Origin of the sequence: Frankia sp. QA3 (genome assembly GCF_000262465.1) — a bacterium.
Lineage (GTDB): Bacteria > Actinomycetota > Actinomycetes > Frankiales > Frankiaceae > Frankia.
In genome coordinates, this window is the sequence record NZ_CM001489.1 from 860,476 (window position 1) to 879,569 (window position 19,094).

General features: G+C 73.9%; 14 protein-coding genes and 1 pseudogene. 12 read left to right on the forward strand and 3 right to left on the reverse strand.

Going from position 1 to position 19,094, the window contains the following annotated elements; genetic code table 11:
• Positions 1-146 precede the first annotated feature (146 nt).
• The 4 genes from FRAQA3DRAFT_RS03400 to FRAQA3DRAFT_RS33995 all read left to right on the forward strand — a co-directional run bounded on the left by FRAQA3DRAFT_RS03400 (position 147) and on the right by FRAQA3DRAFT_RS33995 (position 2,584).
• A complete protein-coding gene (locus FRAQA3DRAFT_RS03400; protein ID WP_232291901.1) occupies positions 147-785 on the forward strand; it encodes a hypothetical protein in 639 nt (212 codons plus the stop codon).
• Positions 786-817: 32 nt separating this feature from the next.
• A complete protein-coding gene (locus tag FRAQA3DRAFT_RS03405; RefSeq protein ID WP_232291902.1) occupies positions 818-1,186 on the forward strand; it encodes a hypothetical protein in 369 nt (122 codons plus the stop codon).
• A gap of 116 nt (positions 1,187-1,302) precedes the next feature.
• A complete protein-coding gene (locus tag FRAQA3DRAFT_RS03410) occupies positions 1,303-1,875 on the forward strand; it encodes a GNAT family N-acetyltransferase (protein ID WP_009737674.1) in 573 nt (190 codons plus the stop codon).
• A 91-nt stretch (positions 1,876-1,966) separates the two neighbouring features.
• The gene (locus tag FRAQA3DRAFT_RS33995) at positions 1,967-2,584 is read left to right on the forward strand and encodes a dephospho-CoA kinase (RefSeq protein WP_009737675.1); all 618 of its coding nucleotides are present in this window, start codon (positions 1,967-1,969) and stop codon (positions 2,582-2,584) included.
• Between the two features lie 144 nt (positions 2,585-2,728).
• On the opposite strand, the pseudogene FRAQA3DRAFT_RS38385 reads toward FRAQA3DRAFT_RS33995, so the two are convergent.
• Positions 2,729-3,196 (reverse strand): annotated as a pseudogene (locus tag FRAQA3DRAFT_RS38385) (Rieske 2Fe-2S domain-containing protein); the annotation flags it as partial.
• Between the two features lie 72 nt (positions 3,197-3,268).
• On the opposite strand from FRAQA3DRAFT_RS38385, the gene FRAQA3DRAFT_RS03425 reads away from it, so the two are divergent.
• On the forward strand, positions 3,269-4,069 hold the full coding sequence (locus tag FRAQA3DRAFT_RS03425; RefSeq protein ID WP_009737676.1) for a DUF402 domain-containing protein: 801 nt from the start codon (positions 3,269-3,271) through the stop codon (positions 4,067-4,069).
• 30 nt (positions 4,070-4,099) lie between these two features.
• Here FRAQA3DRAFT_RS03425 and FRAQA3DRAFT_RS03430 read toward each other — a convergent pair whose 3' ends face one another.
• Complete coding sequence (locus FRAQA3DRAFT_RS03430) at positions 4,100-4,621, reverse strand: TIGR03668 family PPOX class F420-dependent oxidoreductase (protein ID WP_009737677.1); 522 nt, start codon at positions 4,619-4,621, stop codon at positions 4,100-4,102.
• Positions 4,622-4,740: 119 nt separating this feature from the next.
• Between FRAQA3DRAFT_RS03430 and FRAQA3DRAFT_RS03435 the strand changes: the two genes are divergently transcribed.
• From FRAQA3DRAFT_RS03435 to FRAQA3DRAFT_RS03460, 6 genes are all read left to right on the forward strand, one after another.
• Positions 4,741-5,838, forward strand: coding sequence for an Rv2578c family radical SAM protein (locus tag FRAQA3DRAFT_RS03435; RefSeq protein WP_035920538.1), 1,098 nt, complete (start codon positions 4,741-4,743; stop codon positions 5,836-5,838).
• An 82-nt stretch (positions 5,839-5,920) separates the two neighbouring features.
• Positions 5,921-7,564 (forward strand): ABC-F family ATP-binding cassette domain-containing protein, encoded by a 1,644-nt coding sequence (locus tag FRAQA3DRAFT_RS03440; protein WP_035922104.1) that lies wholly within the window; start codon positions 5,921-5,923, stop codon positions 7,562-7,564.
• Positions 7,565-7,872: 308 nt separating this feature from the next.
• A complete protein-coding gene (locus FRAQA3DRAFT_RS03445) occupies positions 7,873-10,407 on the forward strand; it encodes a hypothetical protein (protein WP_009737680.1) in 2,535 nt (844 codons plus the stop codon).
• Positions 10,408-10,518: 111 nt separating this feature from the next.
• Entirely contained in the window at positions 10,519-11,469 is a 951-nt protein-coding gene (locus FRAQA3DRAFT_RS03450) for a phospholipid scramblase-related protein (RefSeq protein ID WP_009737681.1), read from the forward strand.
• Between the two features lie 281 nt (positions 11,470-11,750).
• A complete protein-coding gene (locus FRAQA3DRAFT_RS03455) occupies positions 11,751-12,701 on the forward strand; it encodes a PHB depolymerase family esterase (protein ID WP_009737682.1) in 951 nt (316 codons plus the stop codon).
• A 97-nt stretch (positions 12,702-12,798) separates the two neighbouring features.
• Positions 12,799-13,407 (forward strand): adenylate kinase, encoded by a 609-nt coding sequence (locus FRAQA3DRAFT_RS03460; RefSeq protein ID WP_009737683.1) that lies wholly within the window; start codon positions 12,799-12,801, stop codon positions 13,405-13,407.
• Positions 13,408-13,445: 38 nt separating this feature from the next.
• On the opposite strand, the gene FRAQA3DRAFT_RS03465 is transcribed toward FRAQA3DRAFT_RS03460, so the two are convergent.
• The gene (locus FRAQA3DRAFT_RS03465; protein WP_083873484.1) at positions 13,446-17,789 is read right to left on the reverse strand and encodes a TIR domain-containing protein; all 4,344 of its coding nucleotides are present in this window, start codon (positions 17,787-17,789) and stop codon (positions 13,446-13,448) included.
• Between the two features lie 435 nt (positions 17,790-18,224).
• Here FRAQA3DRAFT_RS03465 and folD point away from each other — a divergent pair, with 435 nt between their 5' ends.
• Positions 18,225-19,091, forward strand: coding sequence for a bifunctional methylenetetrahydrofolate dehydrogenase/methenyltetrahydrofolate cyclohydrolase FolD (gene folD / locus FRAQA3DRAFT_RS03470; RefSeq protein WP_009737685.1), 867 nt, complete (start codon positions 18,225-18,227; stop codon positions 19,089-19,091).
• The last annotated feature ends 3 nt before the right edge of the window (positions 19,092-19,094 follow it).

The following is a 19,094-nucleotide window of genomic DNA, read 5'->3' on the forward strand; positions in this document are numbered from 1 at the left end:
GGCGGCCCCGGACGCGGACCGAGCACGGATCGAGTCGAAACTGGATGCACTCGAACGCCGGGCCCGCCAAGCAGACCTACAACCTGGCGTACCGGAGCCGTCCTCCCCGATATCGGGAGACGCCGCCTCCTCGATCGGACAAAAGCTTGCGAAGTTCGATCATCCAGTCGATCGGGCCCCGTCGGTCGGGCCGATTGCCGGTCGGGCCGATTGCCGGTCGGGAAGGCCTTACGGCAGCGCTCGGCCCCGAACATCCGTCGGGGCGCGCCCTGCCGGATAGCGCGAAGATCCGGGACGCACGAGATCCGGTCGAGACTCCCAGACTCGACGGCAGACTTGAGAAGATCTACAACGAGAGCCTGCCCACTCCCGCCGGCCGCGCTTTCTTCGAGACGGACGACGCACGGCTGCGCCAGTCCGCCCTTACCCCGAGACCGAAGACGGGTTTCTACACGGCGGATCTGCACGGCAGCCCGTCCGCGTTCCGAGTAGGCGGCGAGACACTGGGTGCCGAGGATCTCGCAGATCTCATCCGGGTCGATGAAACCGGGCAGAACCGCTCCGTGCGGCTGCTGTCCTGCTCCACGGGAGCGGGAAGAAAGCCGGTTGCGCAGGGCCTCGCCAACGAGCTGGGCGTGCGGGTTGAGGCGCCGACAGGCCCGCTCTGGGTCAACCACCGCGGAGTGCCCATGATCGACAGTGCGGAGACGCGGAGCTGGTATGGTGCGAAGGCCACCGAAGAGGGCAGCTGGCGCAGCTTCGATCCGGACCGGACAAGGACGTGACTATGTCTGAAGTCGGTGGACGGAGTCCCCGTGTGGCCAGGCTGTATGACTCTTATACGGATGAAATTGTCGATCTCTCGCAGTGGGCGCGTGTATCCAGCCAGGCGGAGAAGGAAAGTATGCTGCGTTTCCGGCGGGGCGCGCGATTCCTGCTGCGAACCACCGCTCTCGCCACGGATCCGCTCGACCTCTCGAAAGGGGAGGTAATGCCGATGAGCTATCGCTCCGACGGCGCGTGGATCTGGTCCGACGGGGTCGCTTACTATCTCGACGTCTACGAGATCGCCCCGGAGCCGGAATTCGTCGAGCACATCCGCAGCCGGGGCTACGAACCGCACGACGCGACGGACGAGGAACTGGACGTCGCCTATGAGGTCCTGGAGGCGCTTCGCCACTCATGACGGTGCAGGCTGCCCGCGGACAGTCCGAACCATGTGCGCTTTCGAGGCCCTGTTCCGGATAGGGCGGGAGTCCAGGCGGCTGGCCCGATCATCCATGTGGGCGCAACGATGAAGGCATGACCATCCCTAGGCTGACGACGCAGCGGTTGATCCTGCGGCCGATCGAGAACGGTGACGTCGACGGGTTCACCCGGATCTGGTCCGACCCGGAGTTCGCCCGTCATGTCGGTGGTCCGGTCACGTCACCGGACGCCGTGTGGCACCAGATGGCCGGGTGCATCGGGTGTTGGCTGCTCACCGGGGTCGGGCCGTGGTCGGTGGTGGAAAGGGAGAGCGGAACGCTCGTCGGGCGGGCCGGGCTCTGGGACGAGCCGGGCTGGCCGGGCGTCGAGGCGCTGTGGTACATCGGCCGGCCCTGGTGGGGACGGGGGTACGCCGCGGAGGCGGCGGCCGCGGCGATCACCTGGGTGCTGGGGCGGCGGCCCGAGCTCGACCGGGTGTGTGCGGCCATCGTCCCGGCCAACACCCGTTCCGTCCGGGTCGCGCAGCGCCTCGGCATGCGCCGGACAGGCACCGAGTACCTGCACGAGGAGACGCACACGATCTACGCCGTCAGCCGCGAGGACTGGACCCGCCGGCCCGGCGCCGGCGCGCATTCCGATCAGCCGGCACGGTCCCAGCGCTGGTAGGAGCCACCGCGGCAGCCCAGCGTGGAGAGCCGACCGTCGGCGTTGCTGTCGGCGGGCCGGCGGGGGAAGCGAGAGTGAGGGGATCTGCGACGTGGTGGACGGCGGCGCGGGTACGGGCGTCGGGGCGAGCCCGCCGGTGGGGATCGCGCTCTGGCTGGCCGGCCGGCGGGCGCGGGCGGGGGACACACGGGTGCTCGCCGTCGACGGGCGCTCCGGCGCGGGTAAGACGACGCTCGCCCAGGCCGTCGCCGAGCGCCTCGATGCGCCCGTGGTGCGGATGGACGACCTGTACGACGGGTGGGACGGGCTTGCCGCCGGCATCGACCAGCTCGTCGCGCGGATCCTGCGGCCGCTGGCCCGGGGGGAGCGGGCGCGCTGGCGCCGCTACGACTGGCACCAGCGGCGCTACAGCTCCGACCAGACCCTGGACCCGGCGACCGCGATCCTGGTCGTCGAGGGTGTCGGCGCCGGTGCCCGGGCCGCGGCACCCCTGCTCAGCGGGCTGGTCTGCGTCGCGGCGCCGGTGGCGGTGCGACGGCGGCGCGCGCTCGCCCGGGACGGCGACACCTTCGCCCCGCACTGGGAACGCTGGGCTCGCCACGAGGATCGGTACTTCGCCGCCGAGGACGTCGCCGGCCGGGCTGACATCCTCGTCAACGGCGCGCCCGCGAGGGACGGGTCGACTACAGGTGGGTCGGCTACCAGGTAGGTCGTCCAGGCAGACCCGGACCAGACCATACCGTTGCTGTGCGGCGAGCATCGTCAGCCCGCTCCTCGTCGGGAACGGCGCGTCCGGGAACTGCGGGATGCGCCGGGTCTGCCCGGCGGCGTCCCCTTCCCACCCGTGGTAGGGGCAGACCAGGTGGCAGTCCGCGATCCAGCCGCGCGACAGCGGCGCGTCACGGTGCGCGCACCGGTCGAGCGCGACGCTCGCCGCTGCCTCGGGTGACGCCCGTCGTAGCACCAGCGGGCTACCGAGGACCGTGCGGGCCAGCGGCGCCGTCGTCAGGTCGCCGGCGAAGCAGACGGCATACCAGAATCGGCGCAGGACCGGATGCTCGGAGATCACCAGATGGTCCGGGCCGTCGTGGTGAGTCGTGCGCGCGCCGGCGCCGGCCGGCCGCGGGACGGGGATTGCGGCAGCGATGATGATGCGGCGGGGGTCACGTGGCGTACCGTTCCTCCGTTGGCCGTGTGGAGGTGGAACTCGACCGCGGGCTGCCCACGAGGCCGCCCGTCCAGCAAAACGAGGCCGCGTGGCGGCACGGTTGCGGGCCCGTTCCGGTCGGGCTTCCCGGGCCGTCCGGCCTGGTTGGTCCACGCGTCTGGTCCGGGCGGGTGGGCCGGAAGTCGCGGCCCGCGGGGGCCTTCGCCGTACAGTCAGGCGGTGACGATGCCGGAGAGTCCAGCGGTCAACGGTCCCGGTCCCGCCTCGCCGCCGCCCCGGCTGGCGGGGGTCTCGTCCGCGGGCACGTCCCCGACCGACCCGGTCTCCCGGCTGGCAGCCGGGGCGGCGTCGGACGGAGCGGCCAGGAGCCTCGCGACGGCCGCGCCGTACACGCCCGGCGAGGTGGTCGTGCACCGGTCGTTCACCACGAAGCGGCTGGTCTTCGTCCGTGTCGGCCACGTCGTCGGCCACGACGAGCGCGGCCTGCGGCTGTGGATCCCGCACGGCTGCCCGATGGCCGTCGAGCTCAGCGCGGACGGCCGCGGACTGCGGGACATGCCCTTCGCCGAGTGGATCCGCCAACCGACGGTGATGACGACGACCGTGTGGCGCGGGCCGAACATCTTCATGCTGGTCCCGCCGCGGGGCGCCAACTCGGTGTGGTGGTTCTGGGACTGGCAGGGCCGGTTCGTCCGCTGGTACATCAACCTGGAGGAGCCCGCCGTCGCCTGGCGGCACGACGGCCTCGTCGGAGTCGACACCACCGATCACGACCTCGATCTGTGGGTCACGCCGGAGCGGACCTGGGAGTGGAAGGACGAGCACGAGCTGGAGGAACGGCTCGCCTTCCCCGATCACTACTGGGTGCCCGACCCGGACGCGGTGCGGGCCGAGGGGGAACGGCTGCTGCGGCTGGTGGAGGCCGGCGCGTTCCCCTTCGACGGCACCTGGACCGACTTCCGGCCGGACCCGTCCTGGCGGACCCCCGACGCGCTGCCCGCCGGCTGGGACCGCCCCCGCGCCTGATCCCCGGGGCCGGGCGGGCCGCGGCGTGGTTCACGCGGCCCCGGGGGAGTCGGCGTAGGCCCAGCCGGACCAGCGGGTCACGGTCACGACGATGGCGGGTCCGGTCGGTGGGACCTGCCGGTACTGGGGGTAGCGCGCGGTCAGGGCGGCGACGGCGGCGGCGTGCCGCGGATCCCCGGCCTCGACGATGCGGGCCAGCCCGTCGGCCCGGGCCCACCACAGCCGCGTCCAGTCGTCGTCGTACTGGTCGACCAGAAGGCTGACCAGCGGGTTGGCGCGGATGTCGCGCAGCCGCCGCAGCCCGCGCCGGGTGCTCTTCGGCTTGTGGTCGACGACGGTCACGATCGTCGCGGCCGACTCCACGGCGCCACGGGCGCCGTCGCCGTCGCCACCGTCGCCCTCGCCACCCCCCGCCCCGCTGGGCACACCGGCCGCCTCGACGGCGAAGGTCACGGGCACCACGAGCGGCTGACCATCCGCGCCGGCGGTGGCCAGCCGGGCCACCCGGGCCGCCGCGAACCGGTCTCGGGCCTCGACGCCGCTCAGCCGCACGCGTCCACTATCCCGCCGCCTCCCCGGTTCCGCCGTCTCCAGGCCCGTACCCGCAGCCCGCTTCCGTGCGGGACATCGTCCGGGGTGGACAGTGGATCGAACATGTGTTCTCATTGGGTGTGCGTTGGGACAACCTCCGGCTCGCCGCCACCGAGCAGGCCGTCGCGGCCGGCGCGAGCGCGCCGTCGCTGCTCGCCCGGGGCGCCGTCACCCGCGCGTTCGACACCCCCGGCTTCACCGGTCTGACCTTCTACGAGATCCACGCCCGGTCCGTGCTCAACCGGGTGCCACCGGCGTCGCGGATGGCGTTCCGCTGGACGGTGAACCCCTACCGCGGCTGCTCCCACGCCTGCCGGTACTGCTTCGCCCGGAGCACCCACGCCTACCTCGACCTCGACACCGGGCGCGACTTCGACACCCGGATCGTCGTCAAGGTCAACGTCGCGGAGCGGCTGCGCGCGGAGCTCGCCGCGCCCCGCTGGCGCGGCGAGCACGTCGCGATGGGCACCAACGTCGATCCCTACCAGCGGGCCGAAGGTCGTTACCGGCTCATGCCCGGCGTCCTCGCCGCGCTGCGCGACGCCCGCAATCCCTTCTCGGTGCTCACGAAGGGTTCGCTGATCCTGCGTGATCTCGACCTGCTCGCCGCCGCCGCGGAGGTGACGCAGGTCGGCGTCGTGCTGTCCGTCGGCTTCGTCGACGACGAGCTGTGGCGGCTCGTCGAGCCCGGGACGCCGCATCCCCGGCGGCGGCTGGAGGCGTGCGCGGCGCTCGGCGAGCGGGGGATTCCCGCCGGCGTGCTCATGGCGCCGATCCTGCCGTACCTCACCGACTCCCCGGCGGCGCTCGCCCGGGCCGTCGAGCAGATCGCGCAGGCCGGGGCGTCGTCGGTCACCCCGCTGGTGCTGCACCTGCGGCCCGGCGCGCGGGAGTGGTACCTGGACTGGCTCGCCGAGCACCATCCCGCGCTGGTCGCTGCGTACCGCCGGCTCTACGGGTCCGGGGCCTACGCGCCGCGCGCCTACCGGGACCGGATCGCGGCGCAGGTGCGGGAGCTCGCCGAGCGGGCCGGCATCGGGGCCGCCGCGCATCGCGTCCGGCGCTTCGCGGCGCCTGCGCCGCGGCCCGACGGGGCGGGGAGGCCAGCCGCGCCGGCCGAGTCTGCCGGGCCGGTCGGCCGGGACGAGCAGCTCGCCCTGCCCGGGTTCGGAGGATGACCGTGCACGCCCTGGCTGCCCTTGTGGCCGCGGTGCGTGGGCGGGCCGCCGCCGCGCGCCGGCTATGCGCGAGACTGGCCGGGTGTCCGCAACTCTCGTCGCCTCCGGCCTCACCGTCACCCGCGGTGGGGCGACCGTTCTCGATGGTGTCTCGCTCACCGTCGCACCCGGTGACCGGCTCGGGGTGGTGGGGCCGAACGGCGTCGGCAAGTCGACGTTGCTGCGGGCCCTCGCCGGCCTGGTCACCCTCGACGAGGGACGGGTCGATCTCGCGCCGCCGACCGCGGGCGTCGGCCTGCTGCCCCAGGAACCCGACCGGCTGCCCGGCGAGACCCTGCGGGCGTTCCTCGCCCGCCGCACCGGGGTCGGCGCCGCCCAGCGGGAGCTCGACGACGCCGCCGAGGCGCTGGCGGCGGGCGTCGCCGGTGCCGATGACCGGTACAGCCTCGCGCTGGAGCGCTGGCTCGCCCTCGGCGCCGCCGATCTCGACGCCCGCGCCGAGGAGGTCTGCGCCGAGCTGGGCCTGCCCGCCGACGCCCTCGACAGCCCGACGACCGCCCTGTCCGGCGGCCAGGCCGCCCGGGGTTCGCTCGCGAGCGTCCTGCTGTCCCGGTTCGACATCACCCTGCTCGACGAGCCCACCAACGATCTCGACTTCGACGGGCTGGACCGGCTCGAACGCTTCGTCCGCGGTGTGTCCGGCGCGCTCGTCGTGGTCAGCCACGACCGCGAGTTCCTCGACCGCACCATCGACACCGTCGCCGAGATCGACCCGCACACGCACGGCCTCAGCCTGTTCGCCGGCGGGTGGGTGGCCTACCTGCAGGCCCGCGAGGTCGCCCGGCGGCAGGCCCGCGAGCGCTACGAGGACTACGCCGACCAGCGTGACGGTCTCGTCGCGCAGGCGCAGCGTCAGCGGGAGCAGTCCGTGCGCGGCTCGGTGCGGGCCAAGCGGCGGATGTCCGACAACGACCGGGCCGCCCGAGGTGCGCGAATCGAGGCGGCGACGAAGAGCGCCGCGCGGGTCCGGTCGATCGAGTCCCGGCTCGACCGGTTGGAGGAGGTCGCCGAACCGCGCAAGGAGTGGCAGCTGCGCATGTCGATCGCGGCCGCCCCCCGCTCCGGCGACGTCGTCGCGACCCTCACCGGTGCGGTCGTGCGCCGGCCCGCCTTCACCTTCGGCCCGATCGACCTCACCGTCGCCTGGGCCGACCGGATCGTCATCACCGGGCCGAACGGCGGCGGCAAGACGACCCTGCTCGCCGCCCTGCTCGGCCGGCTCCCGCTCGACGCGGGTGGCCAGTCCCTCGGCACCGGGGTGCGTCTCGGTGAGATCGACCAGGTCCGGGGCCTGTTCCGCGGCGAGGCCACCGCCCTCGCCGTCGCCGAGCGGGCGACGACCTGGCCTGCGGCCGAGGTCCGCACCCTGTTCGCCAAGTTCGGCCTCGGCGCGGACCAGGTGACCCGGCCGGCCGCCTCGCTGTCGCCGGGGGAGCGGACCCGGGCCGGCCTCGCGCTGCTGCAGGCCGTCGGCGTCAACTGCCTGGTGCTCGACGAGCCCACCAACCACCTCGACCTGCCCGCCATCGAGCAGCTCGAACAGGCGCTCGCCGGGTACACCGGCACGCTGCTGCTCGTCACCCACGACCGCCGCATGCTCGACACCGTCGCGGTGACCCGCCGCCTGCATGTCGACGGCGGCCTCGTCACCGAGAAGGCGCTTTGACGCGGTGCGTGCGGGGCTCCGGACCGCCACCGCGACCCTGACGGTCCGACCGCTGCCGGGCGGTGCCGACCGCTGCCGGGCGGTGCCGGGCCGTGGACGGCCGTCCACGGGACCTGGGCCGCCGGGGGAGGGCTGCTCCGGCGGGGAGACCTGGGCCGCAGGGGGAGACCTGGGCCGCCGGCGGGACCTGCGCTGTCGACGAGACCAGCACCGTGGTGTGACCGTACGCCACGGTGTTCACCTCCGTCGGCTACGATCTCCCGCGAACTGATCAACACCTCGTCACGGGTGCTCGGGGGAGCTGCGAGATGGTGGTGCTCACACGGCGACAGCGCCGGGTAGCCAGGGTTGCTGCCGGCCTGCTCGGAGTCCTCCTGCTGGTGCTCGTCCTGGCCGACCTCGACGTCGCGCTGAAGGTCGCCGGGCTCATCGGCGGCTTCGGCGCGATCATCACGGTTCTCGTCGAACGTCCGAAGGAGCCGGCGAAGACCGTCGACGAGCTCAGGGAGAGCCTGCGGGCGCAGATCCGGGAGGAGTGGCGCCTGGAGGCCGACCAGCGGGGGCTGCTGCACCTCCCCCTGCTCCCGATCACCCTGGAGGCCCGCGACGCCCTCGGGTCGGCCGGTGGCTCGGGGTCGGCCGGTAGCTCCGGATCTACCGGTGATGGCGGCGCGCGGTCGATCCTGCTGCCCCGCGGTGACGTCGCATGGGAGCCCGCGCACTACCGCGCGTTCGCGGCGGGACTTGTGCGCGACGGTCTGCTCCGGCGGGCGATCGTCACCGGCACCGCGGGCGGCGGGAAGTCGACGTTCGGTCTCCTGCTGACCCTCGGGCTGCTCGACGTCGACGGCGACCCCTCGGCTGCGGCAGCCGGCGGGGCCGGTGCGCAGGGCTGGATCCCGCTGCTGCTCACTATCGCCTCGTGGGACACCCACGAGGACTTCGCCGCCTGGTTCGACCGGCAGTTACGCACGACCTATCCGAGCACCGCGGCCCTGCGCCCGGCCCGGGACGGCACCCTGCTCACCGCCCTGCTCGCCGCCGACCGGGTCCTGCTCGTCCTCGACGGCGTCGACGAGGTGCGGACCTCGTCCCCCGACGTCTCCGCCGTGCGACTGATCGGCGCGAAGGTTCAGGACCGGCCCGTGCTCCTGCTGGCCCGCGATGGGACGCCGGGCCTGGCGGACCTGCACTCCAGCGCGGTGCTGGCGCTGGTGCGGCCGACCGCGGATCAGGTGCGTGCCTATCTCAGCCTCCTCGCTCAGCGGCGACCGGGGCCGGCGACCTGGCAGCCGGTGCTGCGCGAGCTGCGCGACCACCCCCAGAGCGTCCTCGCGGCCGCGCTCGGAACCCCGTTCATGGTCTCGCTGGCCTACCGGTGCTGCGCCGACGGTCTGGAACCCGCGCGGCTCGTCGAGCTGGCGGCCGAGCGCGGGCGGGACGGACTCGAGCGGTTCCTCATCGACCGGTTCCTCGAGGACGCGATGGCACGCTTCACCTCGCCCACTCCGGCCCGGGCGCGGCGCACCGTCGAGTACATGGCCGGGCGCATGGTGGAGCTGAAGCAGGAGATGCTGGCCTGGTGGCGCCTGCAGGAGGGTGTCCCCATGGCCGCGTTCACCGCCGCGGTGGGGCTGCTCGCCGCGCCGGCCTACCGGATCGCGCTCATCCTGCCGCCGGGGCTCACTCGCGGGTTCGCCATCGGCATCCTGTTGTCCCTCGTGTTCGGGATGACCCGCGGCCGCGACATGGACCGGTCCGCGGCCATCGTCGGCGCCGTGACCAGCGCGGCGGTGGTGCTCGCGTTCGGGTTGGCCGCGACGACCCCCGGGGAGGCTCTGGCGCACGCGACGCAGTTCGGCACGGCGCTGTTGCTGACCCTGCTGCAGTGGAACCGCATGTTCGAGTCCGTCAGGACGGTTCTGCGCACCGCGGCGGGGGTGGCGCTCGCCACCGCCGCCGCGACCGAGCTGGTCGCGTTCGCCTGCCGTGGCGACGCCGGGCCCACGCGGGGTGCGCACGTAGGGCTGTCGGTGTTCCTCGGTGTCGCCGTCGCCGTGGCCGTCGCCCGGTCGATGACCGAGCCCGCCGCGCCGATGACGCCGGCCCGCGTCGACCTGCGGCGCTGGGAGGGCCGGCCCCCGATCTGGCGGTTCCTCCTCACCGGCGTCGCGGCCTGCATGCTGGTGGGTACGGCCGGCGGGTTCGTCGGCGGGGTGCGCGACGGCGGCGCCCACGGGATCGGCGTGGCCGTGCTGTTCAGCATCGTCGTCGGCTTTCCGGTCGGCCTCGTCGCCGGGATCGTCACCTGGCTCAACCAGCCGCCGCCCGGTGGTGGGTCCACCGCCGCCGCCACCCCCCGCTCGACGTTCCGAGCCGACATGGTCATCGCCCTCGGGTGCGTCGTACTGGTCGGCCTCATCACGGCCGGAGCCATCGCGCTCGTCCTCGGCCCGCTCTCGCCGCTGATCCACGGCGTCGACGCGAGAACGATGCACCTTCATCCCTGGGACGGCGTGTGGTTTGCGCTGACCGTCGGACTGATCCTCGCCAGTTACACCACGGCCTGGCCGACCTTCCTGGTCTGCGCCGTCTGGTTCACACTGACCGCCGGCTCGCCGCCGCGGCTGATCCGCTACCTCGACCTGCTGCACCGGTACGAGATCCTGCGCCGCGAGGGAGCGCTGTGGAAGTTCCGCAACGACTACTTCCGGCACCGGCTGGCGGAGCGCGGCGGCCGAACGGAGCGCGGCGGCCCGTCCCACCCGAGCGGCCTGGTGCCGGGGGCCGATGACACGCCGCCGAGCACCCCGACGACGGACCGGGCGGCGCCGCAGGCATGACGGGCGGCGCGCGACGCATCTGTCGGGGGCCGGAGGGGACGACAAGGCTGGCGGGACGCAGACGTCGGGCAGGTGTGGCCCGGCGCGGGCCGAAGGTGCCACAGTGGCGCCATGACGCAGACGGTCCCGCCAGGCTGGTACGCCGATCCGAGCGGGCAGCACGGTGCCCGGTGGTGGGACGGAAACCAGTGGACCGAGCACATCCAGCCGGCGGCACCGCCCGCCCAGTACGGCGGGGCCGCCCAGTACGGCGGGGCCGCCCAGTACGGCGAGGGCGGGCAGTACGGCGGGGCCGGGCAGTACGGCGGGGCCGGGCAGGGCCAGGCTGCGGCCGTGCCGGCTCAGACCTGGGGTACGCCGCTGGGCGTGCAGCCGGCCGCGGTGCAGACCAACCACAGCGCCGAGCAGGTGCAGCGGCAGGTCCGGGAGCGGGCCGGTGTGCAGCCGACAGGACCGGGCGGCGGGACGCTGTTCAGCGAGCCCGTGCTCGTGGTCAACCAGAAGTCCAAGATCATTGAAGTGACGAACGAGTACGCCGTGTTCGACCAGGGCGGCAACCAGATCGGCTCGGTCGTCGAGGTCGGCCAGAGCGCGCTGAAGAAGGCCGCGCGCGTGCTGACCTCGTGGGACCAGTTCCTCTCCCACCGCCTGGAGGTCCGTGACGCCGCCGGCACCGTCCAGCTGCTCCTGCACCGCCCGGCGAAGGTGTTCAAGTCCAAGGTGATCGTCTCGCTGCCGGACGGCGCGGAACTCGGCGTCATCGCCCAGCAGAACGTCTTCGGCCGGATCCGGTTCGATCTGCAGGCGGGCGGCACGACGATCGGGGCGATCAAGGCCGAGAACTGGCGGGCGTGGAACTTCTCCATCGTCGACCACGCCGACGTCGAGGTCGCCCGGGTCACCAAGACCTGGGAGGGCCTCATGCGGACGATGTTCACCACGGCCGACAACTACGTCGTCCAGCTGCACCGGCCGCTGCCGCAGCCGCTGCACAGCCTGGTCGTCGCCGCAGCCCTCACCATCGACACGGCGCTCAAGCAGGACTCCCGCGGCCTCGGCTGAGCCGGCCGGGCCACCTCTCACGATTCTCACATCCGGCGGACCTACCTTCGGATCCGTGAGGTCGAGGATGCGGCGGAACGCCGTTGGCGAAGCCCGATGCAGGCGGGTGGACCCGTCCTGGACGGCCCGTGGGGTGACCCGCGGGATCGTGCGAGGCCGGCCGTGGCACCGGGGAGCGTCGCGCCTCGGTGCGGCCGCGGGCGCCCTCGCCGTCGCTGCCGCGCTGCTCGGCGCTTGCGACGCCAGCGCGTCGGCCGACGTCGGGGCGGCGGGGGGGCGGTGTGGGGCCGGTCGCCTCCGGCTCCGCGCCAGGGCCGACCGCCACGGCCACACCCGGGGGCGCCGGCGACGCGGCCCTGCGCGCCGGCACCACGCCGTACACGCTGACGACCGCCGACGGCCGGCGCCGCACCTACCTCGTGCACGTGCCGCCCTCGGCCGCCACCGCCACCGTGACCGCGACCAGGGGCAGACTGCCGGTCGTGCTCGTGCTGCACGGCGGCGGCGGGTCCGCCCGCCTGGCTGAGCGGCAGACCGGGATGAGCCTGGTCGCCGACCGGGAGGGTTTCCTCGCCGTCTACCCCGACGGCACCGGCCGGCCCCAGTCGGCGTTGCTGACGTGGAACGCGGGCACCTGCTGCGGCTACGCCCACGGCAACGGCGTCGACGACGTCGGCTTCATCGCCGCCCTGCTCGACCAGCTGCCGCGGGACCACCCGGTGGATCCGGCGCGGATCTACGTCACGGGGATGTCCAACGGCGCCATGCTGTCCTACCGGCTGGGCTGCGAACTCGCCGGGCGCATCGCCGCGATCGCCCCCGTCTCCGGCGCCCTGAACACCACCTCCTGCACACCGAGCCGGCCCGTGCCGGTCATCGCCTTCCACGGCACCGCCGACGACAAGGTCCGCTACGACGGCGGCGAGTCCTCCATCGGGCTGCGCCGGGGCGAGGAGCGTGCCGACCGGTCGGTGGCCGAGGCGATGGCCCTCTGGACCCGCCACGACGGCTGCCCGGCCACACCGGCCCGTACCCGGCAGGGCGCCGTCGTCCACGATGTCTACGGGCCGTGCGCGCCCGGCGGCGCCGTCGAGCTGTACAGCATCACCGGCGCCGGGCACGCCTGGCCGGGAGGCACCCGACCGCGGGAGCAGGCCGATCCGCCGCCGCCGGCACCGGACGCCTCCGCCGTCATGTGGGAGTTCTTCACCCACCACGCCCTCGCCGGCTGATCACCGTCGCCGGGCGCACCCGATCCGGGTGGGCACGGGTGGGTCGAAGCGGCACGTTCCGCACGCGGAACGATCGCCCCGGTGGGAGACTGGCGTCGTGAATGCGCTCGGGACGGGCCCGCAGGGCCCGCCGTCGATGACCCCCGACGTCCAGCGGGTACTCGTCGTCGGCAGCGGCGGCGCCGGCAAGAGCACCCTCGCCCGCGAACTCGCGCGGCAGACCGGCCTGCCGGCGGTGCACCTCGACCGGTACTTCTGGCGGCCCGGCTGGGTCGCGACGCCGGTGGAGGAGTGGCGCGCGGTCGTCGCCGGCCTCGTCGCGAACCCGGCGTGGGTGATGGACGGCAACTACGCCGGCACGCTGGACCTGCGCATCCCCGCCGCCGAGCTCATCGTCTTCCTCGACCTGCCGCGGCGGATCACGATCGCCCGGGTGCTGCGCCGTTGGGCTCGCTGGCGTGGCCGCAACCGTCCCGACGCCGCCCCCGGCTGCCCGGAGAAGCTGGACCTGGCGTTCCTGCGCTGGCTGTGGAACTACCCGCGGGACAGCCGGGCCCGCCTGCTGCGGGCCCTCGACGCGCACGGCGCGGCCGCCCGGGTCGTGCGGCTGTGCACCGCCCGGGAGGTGCGGCTGTGGCTCGGGGCGGTGGCGGCCCCGAGCCTGCCGATGGTGCGGTCGCTGTCCGCGGGCCGGCTCGGCACCTGACCCGCCAGCCGCAGGATCATCGCATGGCAGGCCTCTGCTCAGGCGGAGAGGTGCCGGACCCTCTCGCGCAGTTCCCGGAACACGAACGCAGAGCTTGCGGGCCAGAGCCGGAGCATGCCGTCCTCGGCTCCGGAGAGCACATACGTCCCGGCGGGATGCCAGGCGACCGTCAGGACGGCAGCCGGATGTTCGTAGGAAACGAGCATCTCCGGCTCGTCAACGATGCTCCACAGCCGGACGTTGCCGTCCCGGCTGCCGGTCGCCAGGTGCTGGCGCGCGGGGCTGAAGGCCGCGTCGTGCGCCTCGCCCGAGCCTAGGGCGTGCAGCTGCCTGCCGGTCATCGCGTCCCAGACGCGGGTGGTGCCGTCGCCGCTGGAGGTGAGGACGTGCCGGCCGCTGCGGCTCCAGTCGGTCGAGTGCAGCGGCGCGGAATGGCCGCGCAGCGGCAGGAGGACGCCGTCGTCGGCTTCGGTGTCGACCTGCCAGATGTGGGCCTCGTCCTGCCATGCGGCGATCGCGAGCCGGGTGCCGTCGGGGTTCCAGGCGATGTCGCAGACCCACTGCTCATAACGGACCGCGGCGAGCGGCGCGTCCCCGCCGCCGTCCCCGGGGTCCCACAGCCGCACCGAGCCGTCGTAGCCGGCGCTGGCCAGCCGCCGTTCGTCCGGCGTCCACGCCAGCGCGCTGATCCTGTCCTCGTGCCCCTGGATGGCGGCGAGCACTGCCCAGGACCGGGCGTCCCAGACTGTGATCCTGCCGGTCAGGTCGCCGCAGGCCAGCAGCGTGCCGCTCGGGCTCCAGGCCAAGGCCATCGGGTCGGGCACCGCCAGCTGGACGATCTGTACCGGGGCGTCGGTGCCGGTGCCGGTGTCGGCGCTGGCGCCCGGGTCCGTGCCGACGCCCGCCGCCGTGCCGGCGGGTGGCCGGACGTCCCAGACCCGCACCGCTCCGTCCTGGCCCGCGCTGGCCACGCGGCGGCCATCCGGATGCCAGGATGCATCGGATACCCAGCCGGCGTGTCTGCCGAGTACGCGGGGCTCGAACCCTGGCCGGATGCTTGCGATCCGTGCGGTCCGGTCCTCGCTGCCGGAGACGACGTGGCGCCGGTCGGGGCTCCAGGCCACGCCGGAAATCCAGCCGGTGTGCCCCGGCAGGGCGCCGAGCAGCTCGCCGGACTCGACGTCGAAGATCCTGACCCGGCCGTCCTCGCTGCCGGTGACAGCCCGGCCCTCCCCATCGGCCCAGGCCACCGAGTAGACCGGGCTGGTGTGGACGCGGATGGTCCGCAGGGGGCGCCGTTCCTGCATGTCCCAGCGGCACAGCGTCCCGTCCTCGCTGCCGGTCAGCGCCTGGCGCCCGTCCGCGCTCCAGGCGACGGTCGGCACCGGGCCCTCGTGGCCGCGCAGGACGGCGAGCTGCCGTCCTGACGGGATCTCCCACAGCGCCGCCGTGTGGTCGTAGCTGCCGGTGAGGACCGTCGTCTCCGACGGGTGCCACTCGACCGAGCGGACCCACTCCTGGTGGCCCCGCAGCACGCAGACGGTCTCGCCGGTGGACACGTCCCAGATGCGGCCGGTGTTGTCCCTGCTGCCGGTGGCGAGGAACCGGCCGGTCGGGCTCCAGGTGACCGACGAGACCCAGCTGTCATGCCCGGCCAGCGACCGGACCTCCGCACAGGTGCCGACATCCCAGATCTTCGCTGTGTTGTCCCAGCTGCCGCTGGCCAGCCGCGCGCCGGTGGCGTCGAAGGCGACGCAGGTGACGCTGTCCTGGTGGCCGGCGAGGACGGCGACGGTGCGGCCGGTGGCGACGTCCCAGATCCGCACCGTCCCGTCGTAGCTGCCGGAGGCGATGGTGGAGCCGTCGGGGTGCCAGGCGACGGAGGAGATGCGGTCGGTGTGGCCGCGCAGGATGCGCTGCACCCGGGCCCGGTCGAGCACGTGGAACATCGCGCGCTGGACCAGTGGGTTCTCGTCGGCGTCCGCGGAATCCGCGGCGTCCAGGGCGGCCGAGAACACCAGCGCGAGAGCCTTCTCCGGCGAGGTCTCCAGCTCGAACAGCGACTGGCCGGCCCGCGCGAGCGTCCGGTCGGACTGTTCCCGCGCGTGCGCGGCGGCCTCGGTCTCGCCGCTGGCCGTGAGGAACGCGGCCTCGAGGCGGCTCATGTCGGCGCCGTTGCGGGTCGACCATTCGACCGCGGTCGTCAGGCGCAGGCCCCGGTAGAGGTAGCTGTCGTCGCGGCCCTGCTCGTCCCAGTGCGCGGCTGCTTCCGTGAGCAGCCGGTGGGTCCGCAGGTCGGCGGCGTTCTCCCGCAGCCAGGACCGGAGCGCGGCCCAGCTGTCGATCAGGGCCTCGTGGACGATCTCGATGGTGTCGCGCTCGGCGGTGACGAGCCGGACGTCGCGGTGCGAGAATTTCAGCACCAGCTCCTCGATTTCCCGGGGATCCGCGTCGACGATGTCGAGCTCGCGCCGGTCCACCCGGCGGCGCGTGTGAGCGGCTCCTCCCTCGCCCAGCGCGACCAGTCGCAGGAACAGCAGCCGCGCCAGCTTCCGCTGCCGCTCGGAGAGCCCGGCGTAGAGCTCGTCGGCGAGCTGGTTCAGCGCGCCACCGATGCCGTGGATCTGGTCGTAGTCCGGGTGCGCAAGCCAGACGCCCCGGCGGCGGTGCCACAGCTCGGCGAGCGCGGTCTGCAGCAGGGGGAGCGCTCCGCTGCGGCCGCGCATGTCGGCCAGGATCCGGTCCACGAGCCCGCCCTCGAACATCGCCCCCACCGCCAGCGCGGGCATCATGATCGACTCTCGCAGGGAGCGGTCGTCCAGCGCGCCGAGCAGCAACTGGTTCGGTTCCAGTAGGAGGCGCAGCTCGCCGAAGTCGAGGCAGTGCTGCAGGAAGTCCGCGCGCAGTGTGATGACCACGCGGATCCGTTCGCTGTGCCGGGCTGCGGCGCAGACGTTGGCGATAAAGGCGTGGACGTCGGAGGGCACGCCGTCCGTGCGCGGTGGATGGGTGAACACCTCCTCGAACTGGTCGATGACCAGCAGCAGGCGCCGCTCGCCCAGGTGGGCGCCGGCCAGGGTGCCCACGATCTTCGCGAGCTCGTCGGCGGAACCGGCGAGATCCCGTTCGATCTGCCGGCTCAGGGTGAGGATGTCGGCTCCCGGTGCGGTGGCGGCGAGGGCGTCGGCGAGTGACCGCAGCGGCCATGCCCCGGGCACCAGCGTCCGGACCGCCCATGCGTCCTTCGGCAGCGACGGCAGCAGTCCGGCCAGGACCAGCGACGACTTCCCCGAGCCGGAGGCTCCCACCACCGCGGTGAACGACGACCGTCGGACGCGATCGAGTAGCTGGGCTGTCTCGGCGGACCGGCCGAAGTACCGGTCGGCGTCGTGCTCTGTGAACGCGCGCAGGCTGGGATAGGGCGCAGGCGTGTCAGGGAGCCGCACGCGGGCGCTGTCGGCGGCATGGTCGGCGGCGTGGCCGCGGATGCCGGCCACCAGCGACTCGATCGCCGCCGGATCGCCGGTGTCGCGGCGCAGGTCGACCTCCAGGCGCCGGGCGAGAAACGGCGGCAGGGCACCGGCGTCGGAGCCCGGCAGCAGCACTGGGATGACGCGGACGTCGCCGCGCCTGCGGACCGCCTCGTTGAGCGCGGCGCGCATCTCCTCGTGGTGCCAGCTGCCCAGCCCGCCCGGACCGACCAGGACCGCGACCGCCTCGGTGGCCAACAGCACCCCCTCGATCGCCTCCTGTACGGGGGCGCCGGGCACCAGATGGCGCCGGTCCAGGAACGGCCGCACCCCGCGCGCCTCGAGCAGGTCCGCCAGCCGGGTGGCGGCCGGCAGGTCTGCCGTGCCGTAGGAGAGGAACACGTCGTAGCGAGGCCGGGGCGGCGTGGGGGACCGGGCTCCGCGCAGCCCCGCGACCAGCTCGGCGACCCGCTTCCGGTAGGGCCTCTCCCCGCCTTCGCCGCCTGCCTCGGTCCCGCTGGGCCGGTCGAGGCCGCGGAAGTCCACGTAGGCGCGGGAGCCCAGGAACGGCGGCAGCTCGGCGTCCTTGAGCAGCACCGGGACCAGCGGCCGCGCGCCCTCCACGGCTTGGTGCAGCATGGCGGCGTACTCGGCCGCCACCCAGGGCTGGGCGAGGGCGTCCGGGCTTACCACCACGACGCCGGCCGCGGACCCGCGGATGCCTTCGTCCAGCCGGTGCACGACATGGTCGCCCGCGAGGATCTCCCACTCGTCGTAGAACACGCGCAGGCCGGCGAGTTTCAACTCCTCCGCGAGCCCCCGCACCCACGCCCGATCGGCACGGCCGTAGCAGACAAAAACGTCAAAACTCTCAGCCACCGTCAGCCCCCGCAACGCGACGCGGAACATCATTCTATAACCGTCGGCGGGGCGGACAGCCGCTGGTCCAGGCCGCTGACGCGCACCGTTTCGGCGAGCAGAACCCCGAATCGGCGATCAGCGGTGAAAGCCCGAGACCAGCCAACCCGCACCCGTGAGGGTGTCTCACCCGAGCCTGAGAGCCTCACCCGAGCCTGAGAGAGGGAAGCGGGTCACTGCTATCGCCGAGTCGCCGACCCCGGCGCGGGCCGGCGGACGGTGACCTCCGTGGCCCGCCGCCGGGGTCGCGGGGAATTCCATCCCGTCCCCCGGTCGCCGACCGGCGGCGCCCGCGGGCACCGGTGGGGCGTATTGGCGTAGCGTGCTCGGTCGGGCCGTCGCCGACGCCGGCCGCGTGACCCGGTGCGGGCGGCGCGCCGGGTCGCGGACGGCGGATCCGACCGGACATCGTGAGGGCGAAAGGCCGACATGAGCGCAGTGATCATCGATGGTAAGGCCGTGGCCGCCCGGGTGCGTGCGGACGTGGCCCGGGACGTCGCCGAGTTCCGCGCGGCCACGGGCCGCCAGCCGGGGCTCGCGACCGTGCTGGTGGGCGACGACCCGGCGTCCGCGGTCTACATCGGCGGCAAGCGTCGGGCCTGCGTGGAGGCGGGCATGGCCGACCTGCACCAGCACCTGCCCGCCGACACTCCCCAGGACAAGATCGCCGCTCTGCTGGACTCCCTCGCCGCGGACCCCGCCGTCTCGGGGATCCTGCTGCAGCTCCCCGTGCCCGAGGGGCTCGACGGCGCCGCCCTGGTCGGGCGGATCCCGCCGGAGAAGGACGTCGACGGGCTCACGACGCCCAGCGTCGGCCTGCTCGCCCGCGGCCTGCCCGGCCTGCGGCCCTGCACCCCGTCGGGGATCATCGAGCTGCTCGACGCCTACGACGTGGAGCTCAGCGGCACCCCCACCGTCGTCGTCGGCCGCTCCGAACTGGTCGGCCGCCCGGTCGCCCAGCTGCTCGTCGGGCGCAACGCCACCGTCACGATCTGCCACTCCCGCACGCGGGACCTGGCCGCCGTCTGCCGCGGCGCGGACGTGCTCGTCGTCGCCGCCGGCAAGCAGGCGATCATCGGCCCGGACGCGGTGAAGCCCGGTGCGACCGTCATCGACGTCGGCATGCATCGCACCGAGCAGGGCCTTCGTGGCGACGTCGACTTCGACGCCGTGCGCGAGGTCGCCGGCCGGCTCACCCCGGTTCCCGGCGGCGTCGGACCGATGACCATCGCCATGCTGCTGCGCAACACCCTGCTCGCCGCCCGGGCCGCCGCCGAGGCGGGCAGCCCCGTCTGAGCC

Coding starts and splice junctions, on each gene's coding strand:
- FRAQA3DRAFT_RS03410 (WP_009737674.1), top strand. CDS start 1,303: ATGACCATCCCTAGGCTGACGACGCAGCGGTTGATCCTGCGGCCGATC.
- FRAQA3DRAFT_RS03425 (WP_009737676.1), top strand. CDS start 3,269: ATGCCGGAGAGTCCAGCGGTCAACGGTCCCGGTCCCGCCTCGCCGCCG.
- FRAQA3DRAFT_RS03445 (WP_009737680.1), top strand. CDS start 7,873: ATGGTGGTGCTCACACGGCGACAGCGCCGGGTAGCCAGGGTTGCTGCC.
- FRAQA3DRAFT_RS03450 (WP_009737681.1), top strand. CDS start 10,519: ATGACGCAGACGGTCCCGCCAGGCTGGTACGCCGATCCGAGCGGGCAG.
- FRAQA3DRAFT_RS03465 (WP_083873484.1), bottom strand. CDS start 17,789: ATGATGTTCCGCGTCGCGTTGCGGGGGCTGACGGTGGCTGAGAGTTTT.
- folD (WP_009737685.1), top strand. CDS start 18,225: ATGAGCGCAGTGATCATCGATGGTAAGGCCGTGGCCGCCCGGGTGCGT.